The sequence below is a fragment of the Catalinimonas alkaloidigena genome (assembly GCF_029504655.1).
Taxonomy (GTDB): Bacteria; Bacteroidota; Bacteroidia; order Cytophagales; family Cyclobacteriaceae; genus Catalinimonas; species Catalinimonas alkaloidigena.
The window spans coordinates 1,456,778-1,481,082 of sequence record NZ_JAQFIL010000001.1 but is presented as its reverse complement, the minus strand read 5'-3'; the positions used below and the strand labels follow the sequence as shown (position 1 = coordinate 1,481,082).

The following is a 24,305-nucleotide window of genomic DNA, read 5'->3' as shown; positions in this document are numbered from 1 at the left end:
ACATTTTTTAATAATACCTAACGATATACAACACAATGAGTCATAAAATTCAAACGCTGGCTGGCTATATTCATGATTACGACAGAAGTGTACAACAACCCGAAAAGTTTTGGTCCAGAATTGCAGAATCTTTTTACTGGAGAAAACAATGGGATAAGGTCGTAGAATGGGATTTTGATAAGCCTGACATCAAATGGTTTGTAAATGGCAAGCTCAATATCACTGAAAATATTTTTGAAAGGCACCTCTTTACCCGGGGTGATCAACCGGCCATTATCTGGGAGCCCAACGAACCGGATGGTGAGAACCGTATACTGTCTTTACGAGAGCTTTATGAAGAGACCTGCAAGTTTGCCAATGCTATGAAGGCGAATGGTGTACAGAAAGGGGATCGTGTCATCATCTACATGCCCATGGTACCTGAGGCTGCTGTTGCAATGCTCGCTTGTGCACGCATTGGAGCGGTTCATTCTATCGTATTCGCTGGCTTCTCAGCTTCTTCACTTACTGATCGCATCAATGACTGCGAGGCTAAAATGGTGCTGACCTCCGACGGAAATTTCAGAGGAGCTAAAAATATTCCGGTAAAGAAGGTCGTAGACGAAGCTTTAGAAAATACTTCATCCATAGAAAAAGTAATCGTACTTAACCGCACCGGCGCTGAAGTCAACATGAAAGAGGGACGTGATCTCTGGTGGCATGAAGCCATTGAAGGGCAGTCTGCTGAATGCAAAGCTGAGGAGATGGACTCAGAAGATATGCTCTTCATCCTCTATACTTCCGGCTCTACCGGTAAGCCTAAAGGAGTAGTACATACCTGCGGTGGCTATATGGTTTTCACGGATTATACTTTCCAGAATGTGTTTCAGTACAGTACCGGAGATGTATACTGGTGTACTGCCGATGTAGGCTGGATTACCGGACACTCTTATATCGTATACGGTCCTTTGTTAGCTGGTGCTACCACCCTGATGTACGAAGGGGTACCTACCTACCCGGATGCCGGGCGCTTCTGGAAAATCGTAGACAAGTATAAAGTAAATCAATTTTATACTGCTCCTACAGCTATCCGTGCGCTTCAGGCCCATGGCACTGAGCCTCTGGAGCCTTATTCTCTTGATTCTCTACGGGTAATAGGCTCGGTAGGTGAGCCCATTAACGAAGAAGCGTGGCACTGGTATCATGACCATGTGGGTAAAAATAAATGTCCAATTGTAGACACCTGGTGGCAGACCGAAACCGGTGGTATCCTGATTTCAGCAATCGCCGGTGTGACGCCTACCAAACCTTCTTACGCCTCTTTACCGCTACCCGGAGTTCAGCCTGTAATTCTGGACAATGATGGCAAAGAGCTGAAAGGTAATAGCGTAGAAGGTAATCTTTGTATCAAATTCCCCTGGCCTTCTATTTTGAGAACTACTTACGGGGACCATGAGCGGTGCCGTCAGACCTACTTCTCAGCTTTTAAAGGCTATTACTTCACCGGTGACGGTGTGAAGCGTGACGAAGATGGATACTACAGAATTCTGGGAAGAGTAGATGATGTGATCAATGTTTCCGGTCACCGAATGGGTACTGCCGAGATTGAAAACGCGATCAACGAACATCCCAAAGTAATTGAGTCTGCTGTAGTAGGTTACCCTCACGACATCAAAGGGCAGGGAATTTATGCTTTTGTCATCTGTGATATGACTGATCGTTCTGAAGAAAACCTGAAAAACGAAATAAGGTCAACGGTTACCAAAATCATTGGACCAATCGCCAAGCCGGAGAAGATTCAGATTGTTCCGGGCTTGCCTAAAACACGTTCAGGTAAAATTATGCGCCGTATTTTGAGAAAAATTGCACAGGGCGATACTTCCAGCCTGGGAGATACTTCTACCCTGCTGAATCCTGATGTGGTAGAAGAGATCAAGAATGGCGCTGTGGAGTAAATATTAACAACACCTTAACTTCATTGAGGGTTGGCTAACAAGCCAGCCCTTTTTTTATCTGAACAGAGAAAAGGGCTGGTGTTTTCTGTATCACTTCTATTTTTATATTTTTGAAAAAGATACTTTTTATACAAACCTGATTTTTTATGGATATCATCTCTGTAGTCATTGGTTTTTTAGTTATGCTCAATCCATTTGCGCTTTTTCTATACTTAAAACCAGTGATGCAAGACCTGAGTGATCAGCATTTTTTAAAGGTCTTTTTCAGAGCTACTCTGATCTCATTCTTTGTCTTTTTATTTTTCCTATTGTTAGGAGACTTCATCTTTAAAAAGGTTTTTCAGATCTATTTTGAATCTTTCCGGATTTTTGGAGGAGTTATTCTCTTTTCATTCGCCTACCTTTTTATCGTGAAAGGCCAACGGGGATTTATTCAGATCAAAGAAGACCTGGACGACCTGGCTTCAGAGATCGCGCTTCCCTTTATGGTGGGTGCCGGCACAATTTCGCTATCTATCCTGATGGGGGACCAGCTGATGTTTTACGAAAGCATACTTTCTTTGGTGATAATTATGATTGTGAATTTTACCTTCGTAATCGGCTTAAAAGAAATGAGACAACGTATTACTTCTCGTAAACTGAAAGTCGCTTTTGATAAAAACCTAGATATACTCACCAGAATCAACGGCTTTTTTGTAGGGGCAATCGGAGTGGATATGGTAATAAGAGGCATTGAAAACCTGATTCAAAGGAGTTGAAACTGCAATTACTAGCCTAAAAAGCTATTTTAAGCCTATTTATTGTACAATAGTTTTTTCTAATCCCTGGTTTTCAAAAGCTATTTTTTATATTCATGGAAATTAAGCTTAATACCCCATGATTGATACCCAGCCGAAACCTATTGCCGATCCTCATTTAACCATTAAGAAATCTGAAAGATTACTTTCTTTAGACCTTTTCCGAGGGGCAACCATGTTTTTGCTGGTAGGTGAAACCACCGAACTTTATCATCATGCACTTGAGTTTAGTTCTGAAGGAAGTTTTTTGCATGCATTAGCATTGCAGTTTCATCATCACCCCTGGAATGGCCTAAGATTTTGGGACCTGGTGCAGCCCTTCTTCATGTTTATTGTCGGAGTAGCCATGGTTTTTTCTTTGCAAAAACGTGTTCATTTTCCGGATGACTGGAAAAAGGCAAGTCACCATATTTACAAACGCTGTGCCCTGCTCTTTGCATTTGGCGTAATGCTGCACTGTGTATATAGCGGAAAGTTAGTATGGGAACTCTGGAACGTACTCACCCAACTGTCTTTTACTATACTGGTCGCTTTTTTTCTTTTTCGCCAAACTATCAAGACTCAGATCATTGCTTCTTTTGGATTTTTGTTGTTGACTGAGGTTTTGTATCGCTTTATACTCATTGATGGCTTTGAACAGCCTTTTGTACAAGGAGAAAACTTTGGTGCCTGGATGGATATGGTTTTGATGGGAAAAATTAATGGAGGGGGATGGGTCACCATCAACTGCTTACCTACTGCAGCTCATACCATCTGGGGAGTAGTTGCGGGAAAAATACTAATCTCAGACAGAAGTGCTTCTGAGAAACTGAAGCCTCTTATGATAGCTGGTCTTTTAGGCTTAGTCGTTGGATATACTATGGATTTTGCTGGTATTACACCTATCATCAAGCGTATTGCAACTACCTCCTTCACCATTGTCACCGGAGGCTGGTGTCTGTTGGTTTTAGCCGCAACTTACTGGCTGGTAGATGTCAAAAAAGTACGGGCAGGCGTATTCTTTTTTAGCATAGTGGGCATGAACTCTATTTTTATCTACCTCTTTACACAAACAGTGGGTCATCAATGGGTCAATGACTTCACAGCCATTTTTACCGATGGTGTACTCAGCTGGATAGGAGCCAATGCACATACGATGGCAATTGTCGCTTCTATTGCGGTGTTTGCCCTTTACTGGTACTTATGTTACTGGCTATACAAGAGAAAAATATTTTTTAAGGTATAGAAAATCAATTATCAAGTTTGAGCACTTTCAGGGCATTAATTCTATATACTTTCTCCAAAACCTCTCTGTTTAAACCATAGCCATTTAATGCCCAGTGGTAAGAAGATATGCTATGGTCATAAAAATGCTCATCATCACTTTCTAATATTCTGAAAGTAGTCTGATACATTTCTTTGTCAGTCCCCATGTCCGTACCATATACCAGGCGATTGGCATACCGAGTAAAGAAGCGATTGACATTTCGTGGAATGGCAGCGGTTTCAGCATATCGTGCTGAGATATCCGCATAAAGATTCGGATACTGATCAAAGAGTTTTCCAAGTATAGAGAGGTCGTAAGAGCTATTAGCATAATGACAGGCAATAAAGGTGGTGCCGGGATGATTGCTTACTGCATTTTCCAGGGTCTTAACCATCTCAGCATGCCCTTTGATATTTTCTTTATTATCCAGACGCCATTTAAAGGCATTCATCAAACCATCATTGGTGGAGTCCATGGGCTCATACATCCAGATGGGTTCAGCCACATGTATACTGATCGGTATGCCCAGCTCACCACACTTCTCAATTAAGGGCTTCATACGCTCATCATCAATGTGCATGCCGTAAGCAGGATTGGGTTTAGAATAAAACAGGCCAGCCCCTTTATCACCTAGCTCCCCTACTCCTCTGGCGCCTACCTCAAAACAACGTTCCAGTTCTTTCACTGACTTTTCTGCAAAATCGTCATCTTCATAAGCCGAATAGTCAAAACCGCAGAAAAGGATAAAACGATCAGGGTACTTTTGAAAAAAATGATAAAGCGAATCAAAGGCCTCGCCAGTAGCATAGGTAAGAATGACCGACTTATCAATATTAAGATCATCCATTGTTTGCACCCATTGATCCAGTTCCTCTTCATTCTTCACATAAGGGTGGGTATGCATATCAATCAGCGGAAAACTAGCTGCTTCAACTGATGTCTGAGGAATATTGTAAATAGAATTGGGGCGATGGTTCTTTAGTAACAGTTGATTGGGATCGTCCTCAGAAGACTGAGCGTGTGAATGACCAGGCATAAAAAAGACAGCTGATAGCAAGGAAATCAAAAATAGATTACGCATAGAAATGTGACTTACAAGTTTTGATGAATGGCTTTTATGAAGTTTTATTTTATTCGCTGAATCAAATCATCAGGAAATTTACGATTCTACTGATAATTACTATATAAGAAAAAGGTCAAAACCCTGAATGAAAGAGTAAATTTGAAGCTACAAAATTTCTGTTTACAATTTGGTATTTGACGTGGCATTTAGCCTGTTATATTGGTTTTGTATTGCTAAAATCAGCACCCCGAGCGCAACTGTAAATACTGTAAGTATGGTACTTACGATACCATCTATCCCAAATGACATTTTGATAAGAGGCGTTGAAATAATGAATGCAGAATTACGAATGACTGTACTGAATTGGTGCGTATAGAGTAAAGAGATCAATAAAAGCGTTACGTCTGTAAATATGAGAATCGTAAAAAAGTCTTCAAAAAATATCTTGTTGATATCCTTGATTGAATCTACTTCCTCACTTACCAGATAGAGGTTAGAACTTATCCACATCCAGAGATTATATATAGCCAGTAGAAAAAACACGAGTATCAAAAGACCTGCGATAAACTTTTTCATGTTGATGAAACGAGCCAACCTTGGAGGATAAGATTCTGAAGTATTCTGAGTCCTTTTTTGGTTTAGCCTGTAAAAAAGGAATATCAGATAAAATAAGACGAGCGTTGCAATGATATCATAGGTAAACTGAAGGGCGTATTGATTTTCAAACCAATTGGACGTAAAATCCAGCCTCGCTATGTCATTATATATACTTCTGATCACTATCAACGGAATAATCTCGTATTGCCTGCCTGCATACTTGCTGGTGGATTGCTGAACAAAAATGATGACTCTGTCACGATAGTTAGTTCAACTATTTATCAGAATTTTAAAAACTTTCTTTAATGATTTTTAGCGCTGGCTTAAAATATTTAATCAACAGATTATAGCATTAAAGGGATGGTGAGCCTCATAAAAAGGTTTTTAATGGTTCAAATTCCTACACAGCAATACATTTTATATTAATAAAACAATTATTAATATAATTTTTCAAATATTTGTTTAGCATTTACAAATACTGAACACTTTATGAAAAAACTCAACAGACTCACTGCCCTTGCAGTAGCATTAGCTGTATGCTTTTCAGCTTGTAAAGAAGATGAAATCGTAGAAAGTGGAGATCCTTCCACAGGTACTACTGAGATCCCTGAAGACTTTAGCAGTTATACTTCTGAACAAAATAAAGCTAATTTAGAAGACAACGGCATTGAATTAATCCATGAAATGGATGCTTTACAGGAAGCTCCAGGAACTCAGGCTAGTGCCAGCTTCGCTTACTGGATGGGGCAATCATCAGAAGCTCCGGCAAATGGCAGAATATTAAATGCCGCACGTACGCTTCAAAAATATCAGGATGGTAGTGCTACTGTCAAAGACGTTTTTGCAACACTGCGTACACAGGCTGATGAGCCTTCCAGCATCCAGGAATATTACGACAAATACACCGGTATTTATTCCTGGAATCATGGCACCGAAAAATGGGATTACAATAGCGAAGGTGATAAGATCGTATTTGAGTTTCCTTCTACCGAAAGCGGAACTGCCAATGATGCTGTGCTTACTATCCATTCATATGAAGGTATAGCTTCACCCAACCCTTTGGGAGATGATTATGAAGGAGACTTGCCCACTAAGTTTGTTTCAGAATTGAAAGTAGAGGGCAAACAGGCTCTTGTCTATAACTTCAACGCTGCCTATAATGAGGATGGAACGCCTACCAGTGTCAAAACCTCTTTGAGCATCAGCAACTATACTTTTGCTTTTGAAGCAAAAAATGACAGCGAAAATGTAGGTTCCGCTTATTCTCTGACCAAAGGTGACAAAATATTGATTTCAATGGGAGCGGGAGCTAAAGGAACGTTCACTACAGAAAACATTGAGAAAATTTCTGCAAGTGAGGATGCGAATCCGGGAGACCTTGCTACCGAAGCCAATGCATTTTTCCAGGTGATGGACATCAAGATCGCGGGTAATGTTGATATTGTGCCACTGGCAGACGGAATGGAAGAAATTTATGGAGATGATGCCGTAATGGAAGGAGATGTAGAGGAAGAAAACTACAGTGAGCAAGCTGTCAAAGAAGCTAAGCTCCTCAATGAAACCGTAAATCTGGTTGTATTTTACGCGAGTAAAAAGCAAAAAATTGCTGACTCAGAGTTCTATACCTATGAGGAAACTTACACGTATGACAACTACTATTATAATGAAGATACGCAAACGTGGGAAGTAGAAGAGGTGGAAGAATCATATACTTCAGTAAATATGAGGTTCATTTTCGCTGACGAAACCAAGTCTGATATGGAAACCTATTTTGGTGAGGGTTTTGATGAGCTTTCCAGTGAACTCGCAAAGTTTCTGAGAAGCCTTGAAGGTTAATAGAAATTAATGTTTCATCTAAAGCCATCCGGGCAACTGGATGGCTTTTTTGTTATCTGGCAGTTACCTGGCAATAATGGTAAAGTAAGAGGCACCATACCCTCCCCATACTCCTATTACATCCACTCCCTCCACATTTGATAGCACCTTATTTCCTGAAGCTGACAAAGGATTTTTAGAAGCATAGAGCTCTCTTTCCAGGCTGTTCCAGTAGCGGTAGTGGTTCATGTCCATAGTACAAAACTTAATATGCACCGTATCACCCACATCAAAATACAGATCATCAGTTACATTACTGAGTGATTCTGCTCCTCTTAATAAAGTAAAATCAACTTTTTCGCCATTAAAAATTTCGTCGCTAATGGCTGAGAGATATACTGGCACATAGCCTTTGTCCTTTCCTCTTCGGCGGGTGAAAATCCGGTACTGATTTGCTTGCGATTCGTCATCATAAACTCTGGCCCATATTTGCCCCAGCGTATCTTTAGAAGAAAGAGCTTTAAACCAAAGACTATCTATGTAAGCCACTTCTGGAATAGTGGTCTCAGCAGTATAAGTTTTGCCTTGTGATTCAATTTTCAGACTATAGGATTTACCAACGTTCCCTCTGATTTCGTTCCCCTCGTACACATAAGCAGGAAAGAAAGCGTCTTTTTTCTTTAAGGTCAGAACTTCTTCCTGTTCGCCATCACTTACGGTTACCTTAGCAGTAGTAACAACAGACTCACGCATAGAAGCTGAATCAATTTTATCAAAATACGCAGCACTTTGGGTAAGTATTACCTGTGGATATTTGCCTTGTTCTATCCAACCTTCTACCACCAGCTTTGGCTCATATTCGGGGAGTTCAACTGCAATATCCTGCTCACAGGAAAGGAAGATGACTGATAATAATACTATGGTAAAAGTGCCCGGAATATCGAAAAACTTCATGAGGGTATTTTTAAAAGGAAATATGATAGGATACCGAAGGAATTACCGGAAATAAGGAAACCTGACGGGCATTGATCTCTAAAGAATAATCTCTCAGGCTACCTTCGGCTTGAAAATAAATATAGTAAGGGTTCATCCTGCTATAGACATTGTACAAAGAAAACACCCAGTAAGACTTGATTCTACCCTTAGGAACAGGGTAATAGGTTGCAGAAAGATCTAAACGGTGGTAACTGGGCAGACGAAAATTATTCCTGCCCGCATATTCGTTGACAATATTTCCTTGCATGATATAGCGGGCTACTGGCAAAGTCATGGTATTGCCACTGGCTAATGTAAATACCCCAGAAAAGTGCCATTTGGGATGTTTACGATAATTGACAAGCAAGGAGAGGTTATGCAGCCTGTCATATTTAGCAGGAAAACTTAAACCTTGATTGATATCTTTAAAAGTTCGGCTAGTACGTGATAACGTATAAGCAAGCCAGCCCTTCATACCTCCTTTCTCTTTTTTAATCATCCATTCCAGTCCATAGGAATCTCCTTGTCCAGAATAAAATTTATCATCAAAGTTCTGATATTGTCCTTTTCCAAGAAGTACACCGTTTTGATATTCAAGCTGGTTCTCCATCAGCTTATAGTATGCCGTCACTGAAGCATTCAATTCCAGCGCTTTCAGCCAGCGCTTGTATCCTAAAGAAAACTGATTGGCTTTTTGGGGCTTGATAAGGCTGGAACTAGGCACCCAGACATCCGTTGGTAAGGACACTGATGACATAGGGGCCATGTGAATATACTGCACATTATGGTCAAAAGTGGCTTTAAGCGCAGTAGCTTCAGAAAGCTCATACACCAAAGAAATACGCGGCTCTAAGGCTGTATGCTGTGCTATGCGTCTATTCTTCTGGTAAAACAAGGTATCCAGATGGCGTCCGTTTTCGTCATTGAGAAAACGTTGAAATGGTCCGATTTGCTGAAAGAGACTGGCTCTTATCCCGATACCCGCACTTAACTTTTCACCTAATGCGGATTCATAATGCAAAAATGCGGCTCCTTCACGAGCTTGCAAAGGTACAGGCACGCCAAAGTCTAATGCCTGCTCTTCGGTATTAGCTTGCAAGGCTCCCGGCACAAATCGATAGTGCGTAAACCTGATACCGGTTGTTAACGTCTGCTTATCCGAAGGTGAATAAATGAATTCCTGATGTACTCCTGCTTCCCCTACTTCTGACGAAATCTGAATATGGTAGCCACTGACTTGTGCCCCCAGGTTCATTTCGTATTTGCTTCCAAATATTGTAGTCTCTGAAAGCCATTGAGAAGAAAAGGAATGTTGCCACTGTAAAGAGGAAGCTTGGTTACCCCAGCTTATATTGTTCTGAAATGCCTCAAAGTTAGCGTAATGAAAATGATCATTACCCATATAGCTGCTCAATGTGAGCTTATCCTTATCAGATAATAAATAGTCCCATTTCAGGTTCAGATCATAAAAATAGTAGTCCAGGCTTGACTTCAGTAGAGAAGTATTTTCCAAAACTGATTTTTGAAGAACGTCATAATAGGTTCTCCTCCCGGCAATCATCAACGAACTTTTATCTTTGACTATCGGTCCCTCAAGTTTGAAATTGGCCGCGATTAAACCTAGGTTCCCTTTGCCTTTCCATTCATGCTTGTCACCTGCCTGGGTTTCTATGTTGAGTACTGAGGATAACCTTCCACCATAATAAGCTGGAATTCCACCTTTATCCAGGGAAACTTCTCCAATCGTGTTGCCATTGAAGACAGAAAAGAAGCCAAATAAGTGACTGGCATTATAGATGGTAGCCTTATCCAGCAAAATCAGATTCTGGTCTACCTGGCCACCTCTAACATAAAAGCCGGTATTACCATCACCGGCGGTTTGGATCCCGGGAAGCATCTGTACTACCTTTACCGGATCTACCTCTCCCAGAAGATGAGGGATACGCTCAATTTCTTCAGCGTTCAGGCTAACCCTATCTACCAATTGCGTGTGCAAGTCCTCACTTTTATCCGCTTGTATCACTACCTCCTCTGTCATCAACACAGAAGGGGAAAGCTGCACACTAAGCACTGTATCAGTTGTGCAAATGAGATCAAAAAGCTGTTCTTCATAACCGATGAAGGAAAAACGCAGCTGATGTTTAGTATCTGGTATTAAACTTAGTTGAAATGTGCCATCCGAGGTACTGGCAGTACCCTGTCCAAGCTCACTAATCATCACATTTACGCCCGGTAAGGGCTCATTGGTTTCAGCATCCAGCACCTGGCCGGTGATGTTGACCTTACTCTGAGCGTTAGCAAATTGGGAATACAATATCAGCATAAAAAATATGCTGATGATAATTCTGCGCATGCACCTATGATTTATGGTGCATATTAGTGATGTTGTAAGCAGCTTGCAATGCAAGTTAGGCTATACATTACAAGGTATGTATCGTTAAAAAAATGGAAAAATTAAGGTAGGCTTGGCTCCTTAGAATTTTAGATTTTCTAACTCAAAGCTCCTCTTCATCATCAACAGGTTTATGTTCTACCACCTCTATTAGTTTGCCTGTCCGGGTATAATATTTCCATAATCCCGACTTTTGGTCCTGGCTATACTCACCGGTTGACTCAATGTTGCCATTGTCATAGTAGTAAGTCCACACACCCGTCTGTTCCCCATTTACCATATTACCTTCTCCCGATACTTTTCCCTCTCTGAAGTAATAGGTCCAGGCACCATTTGGCTTACCATTTTTATACTCACCTTTCACTTCAAGTTCGCCCATGTTATAATAAGCTAATTTTATACCTTCACCGTTTTTGAAAGTACCGCTATCCAGCGTATCACCCGTAATGGACATATAAGGACCTACATTCATCAGGCGCCCCATACTCCATTTTTCTTCCTGTATCAGTTGTCCGTTGATGTAAAATAGCCCCCAGGGCCCATCTTCCTCTCCCATGACAAAACTCCCTACTGATTCTAACTGCCCCTTATCGTGATACTTGAACCACTGACCATTTTCCAGGTCCAGCCGGTAAGGACCTTCCGCTATCAATACACCCTCGGGATTATAATATTTCCAGATGCCGCTTTTTAAGCCATTTACATATTCTCCGGCCGAATATATACCACCGGTTTCGTAGTAAGTTTTCCAAATTCCGGTTTGAATATCAGCCTCAAACTGACCTTCAACGCTAATTTTTCCATTGTAGTGATACTCAGTATATGTACTGTCGCGAATACCATTATTAAGATAAGTGATAGACTTAAGCTGACCGTTGGGATAATAAAATTTCCACTCTCCTTCTGCATCGCCTCCGTCATAATACCCCACTCCCATCATACTGCCGTATTCATCAAAAAAAAGCCAACGGCCTTCTTTTTCACCCTTTTCAAACTGGCCCCGCTGTACCAACTGACCATTACCATTAAAAAAAGTCCAGCGGCCTTCTCGTACTCCATTTTGCAGTTCGCCTCTTCCCCTTAGACTATCAATGGGAGTAATACCACTTTGCCCCCAAAGCTGGAAGCTAATTGTAATGCATAGGATTGTTAGGATGCGTTTCATATTTAATCTTTTGCTCAATAAGCAGTTAACCATTATCTAATCATTTGCTTTCTTCATAAAGAGAAAGCGCTGTCAACATCCGCTTAAAAAACGAAAGTGTAAAATCGGGAAGTTCATCCCAGGCTTCCAATTTAAGGGTTGACATCAATTTTATATACGGCAATTCCTGCATTTTAGTACGAAGCTCCTCCAATGAAAGAGCGTTTGAAGAGATATAGTTATCCTCATCCAAATGATGTTGCCAAGGATCATTTTCGTTGATGTATAGGTAGACATGCTGCTCCTGGAGTTCGGCTGCGTGCTCATCTAATGAAGGACGTAGCTGCTCCAGCGCTTTCCCTTCCAGCTGTAGGGTAACGCTGAAATAATGCCCCCACCAGAACATCGTTCTCAAAGCAAATATACTATCACGATGAAATTGACGCGGATAGTCCAAAATTAAGTAAGGGAGCAAACGATAGTTCTCTCCCCTGGCAATTTTTCCGGCTTTAAATTTAATATGCTCAGGAAATATAATAGCATTTGAACGGATAAAATGCTTAAGCGCTGCTTCTGTTTCCAGCAAAAGATGATTAATTTTTTTGTTGATCCGGTGACGGGTCAACAGAAAATCAAGATCTCCGATATAGGTTAATTCTTTATCCGTAATTTGCACATCATGCTCCATAAGCCTATTCATTCTGTAAATTGTCTATCCGCTGGATAACCTTAATCACGATCTCATGCTGATCACCATCTTTATCCTGCAGATAGATATTCAACTGAGGGTTATCCAGGTCTGTATTGTTCTTTAATTCTATAATCTTGTTTTGCTCTAATTGTTCTTCAATCTGTCCTTTCAGACTTTCTATGGCATTAGCCACTTGTATTTCCAGATGGCTTGGGTTGTAACGTTCGGTTTGCATATTATATATCTTTGTGAGTAAATGTTCAATAGAGACTTCAAGCTAGCATAGGTATTGATACTTTACAAGCATATTATTGGCTTAAGAATGCATTTTTTGAGAGGCATTCAGTCATTTATTTTTTCGATTAATTCATATTCATTATTCTGCACATTGTTCACCTTTTTAGAGACCTGATAGGCTTTAATCAGCTTATCTTCCATTGGGCGAAGTACGTCCTGTAAACCTTCATAGTCTTCCGTATCACTCAGCCAGAAATCAATGGCATCAGGGTGTAAGATTACCGGCATACGATTGTGAATATGAGCGACCGATGGGCTGGCACTGGTAGTAACGATACAAAAGTCAGCCTGATCCTCAAACTCATTCTGTCTGTCCCAGATACCGGCAAATACAAAAGGGGTTTCATCTACCCTACAAATACGGTAGGGCTGTTTGCCTTGCTCGGTTTTCATCCATTCATAATAGCCGTCTGCGGCTACCAGACACCTGCGCTTTTTGAATGCTTTCTTGAATGTAGCTTTTTCCAATATGGTTTCAGCCCGCGCATTGATCAGCCGTTTCTGCTCTTCTTTTGCCCAGAATGGAACTATTCCCCACTGAAAATATGTAAAGTTTGACGGTTGATAATTACTGACTATGGGTAAGCGCTGAGAAGGTGCCGCATTGTAATTGGGTTCAAAATCAGGGGGGACTGTTACTTCGAGTCGCTTAGCCAGTGCTTGTATTTCTGCACCAATACTATATCTGCCACACATATGAGTTCTTGGTTGTAGGTTTTTGGTTTAAAGTGCCTGGGTCAAGCACCCCTCTGTAATTATGCTGCTTTCAAAAATTGAAAAGGGCATACTTTATAAATGAAAACTAATAACTTTTTGTTAGAATCAAAATAAGTGTAAATTTGCACCTCTTTTCCAGTTAACGAATAAATAAACAATGGAATTTAAGAAAAATTACGAGACAGTATTCATTTTAAATCCCGTTTTGTCTGAAGATCAGATGAAGGATGCTGCAAGTAAGTTTGTACAGCTTCTTAAAGACAATGGTGCCGACGTGGTCAACGTAGAGCACTGGGGCTTACGCAAACTTGCATACCCGATTCAACACAAGACTACAGGTTTTTATAACCTGGTAGAATTTAATGTTGAACCATCGGTAGTGACTACTCTGGAAACTGAATACAGACGAGACGACAGGATTTTGCGCTATTTAACTGTTGCTTTAGATAAGCACGCAGTAGAATACAATGAAAGAAGAAGAAAAGGTGAATTCAAAAAATCTAAAAAAGAGGCTAAGGAGGAGTCAGCATCATGACATTACAGAACGAACCCGTAATCAGTAATAAAACTGAAAATAAGAAAAAATACTGCCGCTTCAAAAAGCAGGGTATCAAGTATATTGATTATAAGAATCCGGACTTTCTCCTGAAACTTGTCAATGATCAGGGTAAAATTTTACCTCGCCGTATCACTGGCACCAGCCTGAAGTATCAGAAGAAAGTAGCACAGGCCATCAAAAGAGCCAGACACCTGGCCCTTTTGCCATATGTGGATGATAATCTGAAGTAAGGAAGTCATAGCAGGGCTGCCATCATAAGGAGGCCTGAAATGCACATCCATTAACCATTAATGTAACAAACATGGACGTTATTCTTAAAGATGATATCAAAGGCCTGGGTTATAAAAATGACATTGTATCAGTAAAACCAGGCTACGGAAGAAATTACTTGATTCCTCAGGGGCTTGCGATCATCGCAAGTACTTCAAACCTGAAAATGGCTGAGGAAAATGTACGTCAGGCTTCGCACAAAGCGGAGAAGATCAAAAATGACGCTGAGGAAAAAGCAGCAAAGATGGGTGACCTTACCCTTGAAATTCCTGCCAAAGCTGGCGAGAGCGGTAAAATATTTGGTGCGGTAACCACCCTGCAGATAGCAGATGCGCTTAAAGAAAAAGGGTTTGATATTGACCGTCGTAAAATTTCATTCAACCAGGACATAAAAAATCTGGGTGAATACACTGCTGAGATTGACTTGCACAAAGAGGTGAAGCATGAAATCACTATCAAAGTAGTAGAAGGTTAAGTCATTATCTTCATTACATTTTTTTGAAAAGCACTCCTACCATTTGGAGTGCTTTTTTGTTATAATACGGTTAACGTTTACTTTTTCTTATGTTTAGGACTCCTGTTACAGTAAACCCATCACCGCATAAAATACAGCTCGGCTCAAAGGTTCTGAGTATAGGCTCATGCTTTGCGCAGGCCATTGGTAGAAGGCTGGCAGAAAATAAGTTTCAGGCCTACACCAATCCTTTCGGGACACTTTTTAATCCTGCCTCTATTTTCAATTTGTTATCGCTCTCTCTGAATAATCAACTTCCGGAGGAAAACAGCTACCTGAAAAGGGACCACATGCATTACAATTACTTACTACATTCGGACTTTGCTTCACAAAATAAGGAGATGCTGGAAGATCAGATTGGAAACGCTTTATCGCAAACCCATGATTTCATCAAAGGCGCGGACTGGCTTATCATCACATTAGGTACCGCTTTTTATTACCAAAAAAAAGATACTGGTGATATCGTGGCGAACTGCCATAAGATGCCTTCCGATTTCTTTGAAAAAAAGATATTTCAGTCGGCAGAAGTTAAAAAGCACTTCACACACTTCTACCAGGCATTTCAAACGCTAAATCCCAAAGCTCAAATTATTTTTACAGTCAGTCCGGTGAGGCATATTCGTGATACCCTGATTCAAAATACAGTAAGCAAGGCCACACTTCGGCTGGCAGTGGAAGAAATTATACAACACTATCCTGAAAATACTACTTACTTCCCCAGCTATGAATTTATGATGGATGACCTCAGAGATTATCGCTTCTATAAAGCTGACATGATTCATCCCACTGAAGTTGCCGAAGATTATATTTGGGAACAATGGGTGAAGACCTACCTGCATGTAGAAGCGCGTGAATTTTTAAAAGAATGGGAGAAGATAAAGAGAGCTTTAGCACATCGTTCATTTCAGCCTGCTTCAGAACGGCATCAGCAGTTTATTCTGAAAACTATTGAGCAACTAAATCTCTTAAGTAAGCAAGTAGATGTGAGCAATGAAGTTCAGGCGTTGAAAAGTCAATTATTATGAGTACAATGCACCATAAATATACCAACCAGTTAGCCAGGGAGAAAAGCCCTTATTTGCTTCAGCATGCCCATAACCCGGTAGACTGGCATACATGGAATGAAAAAGCGCTCAGGAAAGCTAAGGAAGAAGACAAACCCATTATTCTGAGTATCGGTTACTCCTCCTGCCACTGGTGCCATGTGATGGAAAAGGAGAGTTTTGAAAATGAGGAGATAGGCAAGTACATGAGTGCAAACTTTGTATGTATCAAAGTAGACCGAGAGGAGCGGCCTGATGTAGATCAGATTTATATGGAGGCGGTGCAGAGCATGGGTATACAAGGTGGCTGGCCTTTGAATGTCTTTCTCCTGCCGGATCAAAAACCATTTTATGGGGGTACGTACTTTCCACCTGCACAGTGGACCAAGCTGTTAGACAATGTTCGTACGGCTTATGATCAACAAAGAGACAAGTTGGAAGAGTCTGCTGAGCAGTTCGCCCACCATCTTTCGCACAGCGAACTTCAGCGCTTTGGCATTATAGAAGATGAGCAGCAGATGGAAAAACAGGCTTATCGCAAATTGCTGGGTAAAGTTTACGAAAAGTTCTCTGCTAACTATGACAAGGAAAAAGGAGGCATGAAAAAAGCGCCTAAATTTCCTATGCCCAGCAACTGGCTGTTTCTTCTCCATTATCATTTTTATACCAAAGATCAGGAGGCACTTAAACAACTGCAGCTTACGCTTGACCAAATGGCTTTTGGAGGCATTTATGATCAGGTAGGCGGTGGTTTTGCCCGTTATTCTGTAGACGAAGCCTGGTTTGCCCCCCACTTTGAAAAGATGCTGTACGACAATGGTCAGCTACTAAGCCTCTATGCTGAGACTTATTCATTTACGCATAAGCCGCTTTACAAAAGAATAATGGAAGAAACCGTCTCTTTTATCTCTCGCGAGATGACAAACAAGGAAGGAGGTTTTTACAGCGCTCTGGATGCCGACAGTGAAGGCATAGAAGGTAAATTCTATGTCTGGACTTATGACGAGTTTCATCAAACCTTAGAAGAGTCCGCTGAAATGCTGGCAGACTATTATCAAGTCAACCGAGAAGGAAATTGGGAGCATACTTACAATATTCTTCACTGCTCAGAATCAGAAGATAGTTTTGCTAAAAAGTATGAATTAGACAGAACTGAATTTTCAACAATACTTCAGGAAAACAAGCTAAAGCTTTTACACAAAAGGGAAGAAAGAACGAGGCCGGGACTAGACGATAAGATTCTGTGTAGTTGGAATGGCATTATGCTCAAAGGCCTTGCTGATGCTTATGCCACCCTACAGGATACTGGCATTCTTGAACTTGCGCTTCGCAACGCACATTTTATTGTAGATAAACTCATGCGGCAGCAGGGCAACAGAGCCAGCCTGTATCGCAGCTACAAAGATGGAAAAGCCTATCTGGAAGGATATCTGGACGACTATGCTTTTGTTGTAGATGCCTTTATTGCCATGTACCAGATCAGTTTTGACGAACAATGGTTGCGACATGCGGAGCATTTAACTGTTTTTGTAGTAGATCATTTTTACGATAAAGAGGAGGGCTTCTTCCACTATACCAATGAAGACAGTCAGCTTATTGCTCGCAAGAAAGAGTTTTTTGATAACGTAATACCTGCCTCAAACTCCGCGATGGCAAAAAACCTGTATCGCCTCTCATTGCTTCTGGATAACAAAGAATACAAAGAGATGAGTGAACGGATGATGAACAGAATGCTCAAAATTCTGGCTACTGATCCTGCTTATCTCAGCAACTGGGCCTGCTTATATATGGAAATGATGCAACCAAGCCTGGAAGTAGCGATCATTGGAGAAGAAAGTAAAGCTTATGCCAAAGCCTTGTTGAGCCACTATATTCCTGATAAACTGTTGGCAGGTACAGAGACGATAAGTGAACTACCTCTGCTCAAAGACAGAAAAGCAATTGATGGAAAAACTACTGTTTACGTTTGTTTTGACAAAGCCTGTAAAATGCCGGTGCATAGCAAGGAAGCGGCTTTAGCGCAAATTTATGAAAATAAAGACTTCCTGAAATACTAAAAAAGCCAGCTATTTTGTTCAAACAGAAGACAAAACTTTGGAGAGATCCTGTCAGGCTGAATTTCTGAAAGTGCATGAAGTTGTGTAATTTTCAAATTCATTGGTTTAGAAATTCTTTCAGCGAAAACACTGTTTACTCAATACTTTGGATCAGTTAAAACTCAATGTAGAAGCCCCCGACGAGCGAATCACCTGGTTTGCCGATGTGATGCTGCCGGTACCTATTCCTAAACTTTTTACTTATCGTATACCCAAAGACCTGGAACAGATCGTTCAGGTGGGTAGCCGTGTCATTGTGCAGTTTGGAAGTAAAAAGGTGCTCACAGGAGTAATCGGCAAACTTCACCAAGACCCTCCTAAAAAATATCAGGCCCGCTATATTCTTGAAGTGTTAGATGAGCAGGCAGTAGTCCACCCCGTTCAGATCAAGCATTTTCACTGGATTGCTGCATATTATGCATGCACAATTGGAGAAGTGCTCAATGTGGCTTTGCCATCAGGGCTGAAGCTGAGTAGTGAGTCCAAAGTGCAAATGAATCCTGAATTTGATCTGGAAGAATTTGAAGGAAGCTTTAACGACAAAGAATATCAGGTTATAGAAGCTTTACAGGAAAAACAAACCCTTACTTATAATGAGATTGGTAACCTGCTCAATGAGAAAAATTTTTATCACGTCATCAAGTCGCTGATCCGCAAGGAGGCAGTTTTAATCTTTGAGGAGGTAAAAGAAAAATACCGTCCTAAAATTGTAAAAAGGGTAAGGCTGAGTAAAAAGTACGCGCATGATACTATCAGCCTGGAAAAGCTTTTTGAGCAGTTGGAAAAACAACCCAAGCAAATGGATGTCCTCCTCCGTTATCTTCAGCTAAAACCAGCATTCCAAAAGCTTGAAGAAAATGAAAGAGGCCTGCTCAAATCTTCTCTGAATAATGAAAGTGTCTCTACTTCCTCTGTCAACACACTGGTTAAAAACGGCGTGTTAGAAGAGTTTGAGGAGATCGTTTCCCGCTTCCAGCCTGTTGTGGCTACCCAGGAGGCTAAAATACAACTCACTGACAGTCAGCAGGAAGCCAAAAATCAGATTCTTACCCATTTTAATGATAAAGAAACGGTATTACTCCACGGTGTCACCGGGAGCGGTAAAACAGAAATTTACATTGACCTGATTCAGGATGTACTCTCTAGCGGCGGACAGGTGCTTTACCTTTTACCTGAAATTGCCCTTACCACTCAAATCGTTTACCGCTTAAAGAAAATTTTTGGTGATCAGATGGGCATATATCACTCAAAGTTTTCTGATAATGAAAGAGTGGAAGTCTGGCAGGGCATACTGGATGGCCGCTACCCACTGGTGGTGGGCGTCCGTTCCGCGGTACTTCTTCCCTTCGAGAACCTGGGGCTGGTCATCGTAGATGAAGAACATGAAATTTCCTATAAGCAGTTTGACCCTGCTCCACGCTATCATGCTCGTGATGTAGCGATCGTTTTAGCCAAACTGCATCATGCCAAAACGCTTTTAGGTTCTGCTACCCCTTCTGTTGAATCATACCAGAATGCGATACAGGGGAAATACGGTTTGGTACAACTTAACCGCAGGTATGGCAATGCCCAACTTCCAGAAATAGAGCTGGTAGATATCAGAAAAGAAAGAAAACGTCGTACCATGCGAGAGGACTTTTCTTCCGTACTACTCCAGCATATGGAAGCTACGCTCGGCCTGAAAGAACAAGTCATAATTTTTCAAAACAGAAGAGGTTACTCTCCATATATTTTATGTGAAGACTGTGGCCACATTCCTAAATGTGAACAATGTGATGTCAGTCTCACTTACCATCAGTTTGCGTATGAATTACGCTGCCATTACTGTGGGCATCATGAGAAACTACACCTGGAATGTGAGGCCTGTGGTTCCACAAAGCTCAGGACAGCCGGCTATGGTACGGAAAAGCTGGAGGAAGAAATTCAAATGCTCATTCCCACTGCAAAGGTTCAGCGCATGGACCTGGATACCACACGCAAGAAAAACAGTTACCAGAATATCATTGATGCATTCGCCAAGCATGAACTAGACATACTGGTAGGAACTCAGATGGTGAGTAAAGGCCTGGATTTTGACGGAGTAAGCCTGGTAGGTATACTCGACGCTGACCGTATGATTCACTTCCCTGACTTTCGTTCTCATGAGCGTACTTTTCAGCTCATTACTCAGGTGAGTGGCCGGTCGGGAAGGCGTGATAAAGTGGGGAAAGTAATTATCCAGACGACTAATCTGGAGCAGCCTATTCTTCACAAGATTGTTTCTAATGACTACATCGGTCTTTTTCAGGAAGAGATCGCTGAACGTCAGGAGTATCATTATCCACCCTTCGTGAGACTGATTCGTATTACCATCAAGAATCCTGATAAGCTGAGCTGTAGCAAAGCTGCTAAGCAACTCAGCGAAAACCTGAGAGATATATTGGGGCCTAAAAGGGTGCTAGGACCGGAAGAGCCTTTGATTTCTCGCCTAAGAAACCAATACCTGATGCAGTTGATGATCAAACTAGAGCGGAAGCAGTCTTTTATCCAGGAAGCAAAAAAAATTATCATTGATGCCTGCACTATGTTGGAAAAAGATAAGCAGCTCAAAAGAACCAATACTGTAATTGATGTTGATCCTTATTAAAGTTAAAGGTTAAAAGTTCCAGGTTAAAAGAAGCTCAACATATTCTCTTTTAACTTCAAACCTTTAACCTTCAACCATTTTTACAGCTCTTGAATTCTGATATTTCTCCACTGCACCTGCATAGGATCCTCAATTTTGGTAGAGTGAACCTGAAGCCCGATAAACCCACTATCAGTCATGTCATCAACCAGTTCGGCTGTCATTATCCCATTCACAAATGTACGTATGGTATCTCCTTTTGCTTCTACACGGTACTTGTTCCATTCATTATTTTTAAAAGCAGTACGTCCTTCATCATTCTCAGACAAATCTGCTAACCAACCACGGCGGGCTTCATCATAAATACCTCCGCTGTACGCACGTTCAGAGGGGTCAATTTCTACCTGATAACCATGCACACGGGGAGATTCTACGGTTTTTTCTACCGTATTACCTTCGGCATCAGTAAACACATAAGTGGTATCATGCTCATATGAATTACTTCTAATCTGCACCCCGGAATTCATGCGTGGATCTACTTTTACTTCGTACTCTAATATAAAATCATCGTACATCTTGTTGGTCGTGAGAAAGCTGTTTGGCTCGCCCAATTTTGTTGTGCCGGTTACTACTCCGTTTTCCACTTCGTAGGTAGCATCACCATTAAGTTGTGTCCACCCTTCTTTTGAGCTTCCCTTTACGAGTTCTACCCACACTTCTTCCTCCTGAGGGACTTCGGCAGTTTCTGTAGTAGCTTCATCATTAGCAGCCTCTTCAGTAGTGCTGGATGAGCAGGCACCAAATCCAAAAGTGGCAACGAAAATCAATAAAACAGGTAATTTAGATTCAAATAATTTCATGAGTTGTTATAAAATTGATAAGCGTGTAAGTATAAAACGTCTACAAATTGAAATAAATCATCCACAAAAGCAATAATGTAAAAAGCATAAAAAAGCCCGGCAGTAAACCGGGCTTACATTATTATGCATCAAATCATCAATTACTCATAGCCATCAAAAGGTCGGCACGGGTAATGATATGCACCTGATTCAGGCGGTCTCTCACTAGTAATGCCTTATTGTTTTTATCTATGAGTGAGGATAACACATCCAGGGTATCATGGATAGAGATAAACTGAAATGGCTTATCCATCACCTTGGAAACTGGTTGCGTTTTAATTGCCGGATCATCTATCAACTGATGCAATAACTTGGAATCCGTAAGGCTGCCCACATACGACTCACCTTCAGTAACCGGAATCTGTGATATCCCTTTAGAGTTTAAAATACTGATAGCCTCACCTACTGTGGTATCCGAAGGGACGGTCACCAGCTCATCTTGTCCGTTACGTGCTTTCAGTATATCCTGGGCAGTAGCAAATTCTCTCTTTTCCAAATACCCGTGATCTTTCATCCAGCTATCATTGTAAATTTTACCAAGATAGCGAGTGCCGTGGTCCGGCAGAATAATCACCATCAGGTCATCTTTTTTCAGATGTTTTCTGGCATATTTAAGGGCTCCAAAAACTGCAGAACCACATGACCAACCAACAAATAAGCCCTCCTCTCTTGAAAGACGACGGGCCATGATAGCCGCGTCTTTATCAGTCACTTTCACAAACTCATCAATCAGGTCAAAATTCACATTCTTGGGAAGGATATCTTCTCCTATACCCTCAGTGAGGTAAGGAAAAACTTCATTATCGTCAAACTCACCGGTTTCTTTATATTTCTTGAACACGGAGCCATAGGTATCTATTCCCAGCGTAAACACTTTATCATTCTGCTCCTTCAGGTATTTGGATACCCCGCTTACCGTCCCTCCTGTACCTACACCGGCAGCAAAATGGGTGATCTTGCCTTCCGTTTGCTCCCAGATCTCAGGACCGGTAGTTTCATAATGCGCTTTCCAGTTAGAAAGGTTATCATACTGATTGGGATAAAACGAATTAGGAATGGTCTCATTCAGCTTTTTGGCCACCGAATAGTAAGACCTGGGGTCATCCGGTGAAACATTGGTAGGACATACCACAACCTCAGCGCCGACAGCTCTCAAAATATCTATTTTCTCCTGCGACTGTTTATCGGCAAGGGTAAATATACATTTGTAGCCTTTGGCAATAGCAGCCAGGGCCAGCCCCATGCCTGTATTTCCGGATGTTCCTTCTATGATAGTACCCCCCGGCTTGATCACACCAGCCTTCTCAGCGTCCTCTACCATCTTTATCGCAATACGATCTTTGACCGAATTGCCCGGGTTAAAATATTCTACCTTTACCAAAATCGTTCCCTCTATACCTTCTGTCACCTTGTTAAGTTTGATCAGAGGTGTATCGCCTATGGTTTCTATAATTGAGTTGTAGTACATATTTCTGCCTGTAATTATTAATTTAGCGCAAAATTAGGATTATTTATTAGCAATCACTTGGTGTTATTATCAAAAAATCATGTCAAATTAAAAATTTATCATTAAAGTGACAGATGAAAAAATCATTTAGAGCGGCCTGATGCTAAAACCATACTTTTAATCTTTCAGTAACGATGTGTTCAAAAAAACGTTTGAAATTTTGCTGGCCTTATATTCTAAATGATTATTGCTATTCAGCACTATTGTGTTTATCAATCATATTATTAATTAACCCTTTGTAACAACCTTTGTATATGGATAACAGAAAATTTTTGCCATTTATCGTCATTGGAGTCATTTTATTTATAGCTGTAGTATATCTCTCCTCCAGTATTTTCCTCACCATTAACTCAGGAGAGCGGGGAGTGATCTTCAGAAAGTTTGGTGAAGGACTGGACAAAGATAGAATTTACCCCCCTGGCTTTGTAATTAAAGCACCCTGGAATGATATGTATGTATATGATGTCAAAGAAAACAGTATTGATGAAACAATGGATGTGCTGGACAAAAACGGCCTCTCACTGAAAGTGGATGTCACCGTACGTTTTCACCCTATGTATGACAAAATAGGATATATCCACGAGCTCTTCGGTGAAGGCTATATCAATAAGCTGATCATTCCGGAAACACGCTCTACTGTACGCCGGGTCATGGGCCGTTATACCGCTGAGGAGATCTACTCTACCAAACGCAGCGAGGTGGAAACATCAATCATTGAAGAAACTGAAGATATTCTCCAGCATGAATCCAATAACATACAAATGAGAGCCCTATTGATCCGTTCTATTAATTTACCGGAACAAATTAAAACCGCTATTGAAAATAAACTTAAACAAGAACAGGAAGCTCTTGCTTATCAGTTTAGGTTAGAAAGAGAGAAAAGCGAAGCGGAAAGGAAAAGAATAGCTGCCGAAGGGGAAGCAGAAGCCAATAAAATTATCAATAGCAGCTTGACAAACGAACTCCTAAAAATGAGAGGGATTGAAGCTACTACTCGACTTTCGGAGTCCAGTAATGCAAAAGTTGTGGTGATTGGCAACGGTAGTGACGGATTACCCCTTATCCTGGGCAACAATTAGCCTTTAAAATATTTTATTCCAATGTTATCCATTATTTTTAGCTTGAATTTTTATTACTATTTAAA

21 protein-coding genes are annotated in these 24,305 nt (G+C 41.0%); 11 read left to right on the top strand and 10 right to left on the bottom strand.

The window, feature by feature from the left end:
* Positions 1-35 precede the first annotated feature (35 nt).
* The 3 genes from acs (at position 36) to OKW21_RS06250 (ending at position 3,956) form a co-directional block, all read left to right on the top strand.
* Positions 36-1,934, top strand: a complete 1,899-nt coding sequence (gene acs / locus OKW21_RS06260; RefSeq protein ID WP_277478361.1) for an acetate--CoA ligase — start codon at positions 36-38, stop codon at positions 1,932-1,934.
* Positions 1,935-2,080: 146 nt separating this feature from the next.
* Positions 2,081-2,692, top strand: coding sequence for a MarC family protein (locus tag OKW21_RS06255; protein WP_277478356.1), 612 nt, complete (start codon positions 2,081-2,083; stop codon positions 2,690-2,692).
* A 118-nt stretch (positions 2,693-2,810) separates the two neighbouring features.
* Positions 2,811-3,956, top strand: a complete 1,146-nt coding sequence (locus OKW21_RS06250; protein ID WP_277478354.1) for an acyltransferase family protein — start codon at positions 2,811-2,813, stop codon at positions 3,954-3,956.
* A 4-nt stretch (positions 3,957-3,960) separates the two neighbouring features.
* On the opposite strand, the gene OKW21_RS06245 is transcribed toward OKW21_RS06250, so the two are convergent.
* Positions 3,961-5,058 (bottom strand): amidohydrolase family protein, encoded by a 1,098-nt coding sequence (locus OKW21_RS06245; protein WP_277478352.1) that lies wholly within the window; start codon positions 5,056-5,058, stop codon positions 3,961-3,963.
* A gap of 162 nt (positions 5,059-5,220) precedes the next feature.
* On the bottom strand, positions 5,221-5,616 hold the full coding sequence (locus OKW21_RS06240) for a hypothetical protein (protein ID WP_277478349.1): 396 nt from the start codon (positions 5,614-5,616) through the stop codon (positions 5,221-5,223).
* Between the two features lie 510 nt (positions 5,617-6,126).
* On the opposite strand from OKW21_RS06240, the gene OKW21_RS06235 reads away from it, so the two are divergent.
* Positions 6,127-7,473, top strand: coding sequence for a hypothetical protein (locus tag OKW21_RS06235; RefSeq protein WP_277478346.1), 1,347 nt, complete (start codon positions 6,127-6,129; stop codon positions 7,471-7,473).
* 63 nt (positions 7,474-7,536) lie between these two features.
* Here the strand turns inward: OKW21_RS06235 and OKW21_RS06230 are convergent, their stop codons facing one another.
* The 6 genes from OKW21_RS06230 to OKW21_RS06205 form a co-directional block, all read right to left on the bottom strand.
* On the bottom strand, positions 7,537-8,406 hold the full coding sequence (locus OKW21_RS06230) for a DUF4249 domain-containing protein (RefSeq protein WP_277478345.1): 870 nt from the start codon (positions 8,404-8,406) through the stop codon (positions 7,537-7,539).
* A 10-nt stretch (positions 8,407-8,416) separates the two neighbouring features.
* Positions 8,417-10,780 (bottom strand): TonB-dependent receptor, encoded by a 2,364-nt coding sequence (locus OKW21_RS06225; protein WP_277478344.1) that lies wholly within the window; start codon positions 10,778-10,780, stop codon positions 8,417-8,419.
* A gap of 142 nt (positions 10,781-10,922) precedes the next feature.
* Entirely contained in the window at positions 10,923-11,984 is a 1,062-nt protein-coding gene (locus OKW21_RS06220) for a toxin-antitoxin system YwqK family antitoxin (protein WP_277478342.1), read from the bottom strand.
* A gap of 40 nt (positions 11,985-12,024) precedes the next feature.
* Positions 12,025-12,663, bottom strand: coding sequence for a hypothetical protein (locus tag OKW21_RS06215; protein ID WP_277478340.1), 639 nt, complete (start codon positions 12,661-12,663; stop codon positions 12,025-12,027).
* Entirely contained in the window at positions 12,656-12,889 is a 234-nt protein-coding gene (locus OKW21_RS06210) for a hypothetical protein (protein WP_277478338.1), read from the bottom strand. The genes OKW21_RS06215 and OKW21_RS06210 overlap by 8 nt, the downstream gene beginning before the upstream one ends.
* A gap of 107 nt (positions 12,890-12,996) precedes the next feature.
* On the bottom strand, positions 12,997-13,647 hold the full coding sequence (locus OKW21_RS06205) for an SOS response-associated peptidase (RefSeq protein ID WP_277478336.1): 651 nt from the start codon (positions 13,645-13,647) through the stop codon (positions 12,997-12,999).
* Between the two features lie 178 nt (positions 13,648-13,825).
* Between OKW21_RS06205 and rpsF the strand changes: the two genes are divergently transcribed.
* The 6 genes from rpsF (at position 13,826) to priA (ending at position 20,776) form a co-directional block, all read left to right on the top strand.
* Positions 13,826-14,203, top strand: a complete 378-nt coding sequence (gene rpsF, locus OKW21_RS06200) for a 30S ribosomal protein S6 (protein ID WP_277478334.1) — start codon at positions 13,826-13,828, stop codon at positions 14,201-14,203.
* A complete protein-coding gene (gene rpsR, locus OKW21_RS06195) occupies positions 14,200-14,457 on the top strand; it encodes a 30S ribosomal protein S18 (protein WP_277478332.1) in 258 nt (85 codons plus the stop codon). Before rpsF ends, rpsR begins: the two co-directional genes overlap by 4 nt.
* Before the next feature lie 71 nt (positions 14,458-14,528).
* Positions 14,529-14,972, top strand: coding sequence for a 50S ribosomal protein L9 (gene rplI / locus OKW21_RS06190; protein ID WP_277478330.1), 444 nt, complete (start codon positions 14,529-14,531; stop codon positions 14,970-14,972).
* An 89-nt stretch (positions 14,973-15,061) separates the two neighbouring features.
* Positions 15,062-16,036: a GSCFA domain-containing protein gene (locus OKW21_RS06185; protein ID WP_277478328.1), complete on the top strand. Its 975-nt coding sequence runs from the start codon at positions 15,062-15,064 to the stop codon at positions 16,034-16,036.
* Positions 16,033-18,111, top strand: coding sequence for a thioredoxin domain-containing protein (locus tag OKW21_RS06180; protein ID WP_277478326.1), 2,079 nt, complete (start codon positions 16,033-16,035; stop codon positions 18,109-18,111). Before OKW21_RS06185 ends, OKW21_RS06180 begins: the two co-directional genes overlap by 4 nt.
* A gap of 208 nt (positions 18,112-18,319) precedes the next feature.
* A complete protein-coding gene (gene priA, locus OKW21_RS06175) occupies positions 18,320-20,776 on the top strand; it encodes a replication restart helicase PriA (protein WP_277487615.1) in 2,457 nt (818 codons plus the stop codon).
* A gap of 80 nt (positions 20,777-20,856) precedes the next feature.
* Here priA and OKW21_RS06170 read toward each other — a convergent pair whose 3' ends face one another.
* Together OKW21_RS06170 and OKW21_RS06165 are read right to left on the bottom strand one after the other, a co-directional pair.
* Positions 20,857-21,615 (bottom strand): 3-keto-disaccharide hydrolase, encoded by a 759-nt coding sequence (locus OKW21_RS06170; RefSeq protein WP_277478324.1) that lies wholly within the window; start codon positions 21,613-21,615, stop codon positions 20,857-20,859.
* Positions 21,616-21,751: 136 nt separating this feature from the next.
* Positions 21,752-23,122, bottom strand: coding sequence for a cystathionine beta-synthase (locus OKW21_RS06165; RefSeq protein WP_277478322.1), 1,371 nt, complete (start codon positions 23,120-23,122; stop codon positions 21,752-21,754).
* 293 nt (positions 23,123-23,415) lie between these two features.
* Here OKW21_RS06165 and OKW21_RS06160 point away from each other — a divergent pair, with 293 nt between their 5' ends.
* Positions 23,416-24,240 carry a prohibitin family protein gene (locus tag OKW21_RS06160; protein ID WP_277478320.1) on the top strand — a complete coding sequence of 275 codons (825 nt, stop codon included), beginning with the start codon at positions 23,416-23,418 and terminating at the stop codon, positions 24,238-24,240.
* The last annotated feature ends 65 nt before the right edge of the window (positions 24,241-24,305 follow it).

Bases quoted from the DNA above. Each gene is read 5' to 3' on its own strand.
- OKW21_RS06205 (WP_277478336.1), bottom strand. From the start codon at position 13,647: ATGTGTGGCAGATATAGTATTGGTGCAGAAATACAAGCACTGGCTAAG.
- OKW21_RS06255 (WP_277478356.1), top strand. From the start codon at position 2,081: ATGGATATCATCTCTGTAGTCATTGGTTTTTTAGTTATGCTCAATCCA.
- OKW21_RS06235 (WP_277478346.1), top strand. From the start codon at position 6,127: ATGAAAAAACTCAACAGACTCACTGCCCTTGCAGTAGCATTAGCTGTA.
- rplI (WP_277478330.1), top strand. From the start codon at position 14,529: ATGGACGTTATTCTTAAAGATGATATCAAAGGCCTGGGTTATAAAAAT.
- OKW21_RS06230 (WP_277478345.1), bottom strand. From the start codon at position 8,406: ATGAAGTTTTTCGATATTCCGGGCACTTTTACCATAGTATTATTATCA.
- rpsF (WP_277478334.1), top strand. From the start codon at position 13,826: ATGGAATTTAAGAAAAATTACGAGACAGTATTCATTTTAAATCCCGTT.
- OKW21_RS06250 (WP_277478354.1), top strand. From the start codon at position 2,811: ATGATTGATACCCAGCCGAAACCTATTGCCGATCCTCATTTAACCATT.
- OKW21_RS06160 (WP_277478320.1), top strand. From the start codon at position 23,416: ATGGATAACAGAAAATTTTTGCCATTTATCGTCATTGGAGTCATTTTA.
- OKW21_RS06215 (WP_277478340.1), bottom strand. From the start codon at position 12,663: ATGAATAGGCTTATGGAGCATGATGTGCAAATTACGGATAAAGAATTA.
- rpsR (WP_277478332.1), top strand. From the start codon at position 14,200: ATGACATTACAGAACGAACCCGTAATCAGTAATAAAACTGAAAATAAG.
- OKW21_RS06225 (WP_277478344.1), bottom strand. From the start codon at position 10,780: ATGCGCAGAATTATCATCAGCATATTTTTTATGCTGATATTGTATTCC.
- OKW21_RS06240 (WP_277478349.1), bottom strand. From the start codon at position 5,616: ATGAAAAAGTTTATCGCAGGTCTTTTGATACTCGTGTTTTTTCTACTG.
- OKW21_RS06210 (WP_277478338.1), bottom strand. From the start codon at position 12,889: ATGCAAACCGAACGTTACAACCCAAGCCATCTGGAAATACAAGTGGCT.
- acs (WP_277478361.1), top strand. From the start codon at position 36: ATGAGTCATAAAATTCAAACGCTGGCTGGCTATATTCATGATTACGAC.
- priA (WP_277487615.1), top strand. From the start codon at position 18,320: ATGCTGCCGGTACCTATTCCTAAACTTTTTACTTATCGTATACCCAAA.
- OKW21_RS06180 (WP_277478326.1), top strand. From the start codon at position 16,033: ATGAGTACAATGCACCATAAATATACCAACCAGTTAGCCAGGGAGAAA.
- OKW21_RS06170 (WP_277478324.1), bottom strand. From the start codon at position 21,615: ATGAAATTATTTGAATCTAAATTACCTGTTTTATTGATTTTCGTTGCC.
- OKW21_RS06185 (WP_277478328.1), top strand. From the start codon at position 15,062: ATGTTTAGGACTCCTGTTACAGTAAACCCATCACCGCATAAAATACAG.
- OKW21_RS06245 (WP_277478352.1), bottom strand. From the start codon at position 5,058: ATGCGTAATCTATTTTTGATTTCCTTGCTATCAGCTGTCTTTTTTATG.
- OKW21_RS06220 (WP_277478342.1), bottom strand. From the start codon at position 11,984: ATGAAACGCATCCTAACAATCCTATGCATTACAATTAGCTTCCAGCTT.
- OKW21_RS06165 (WP_277478322.1), bottom strand. From the start codon at position 23,122: ATGTACTACAACTCAATTATAGAAACCATAGGCGATACACCTCTGATC.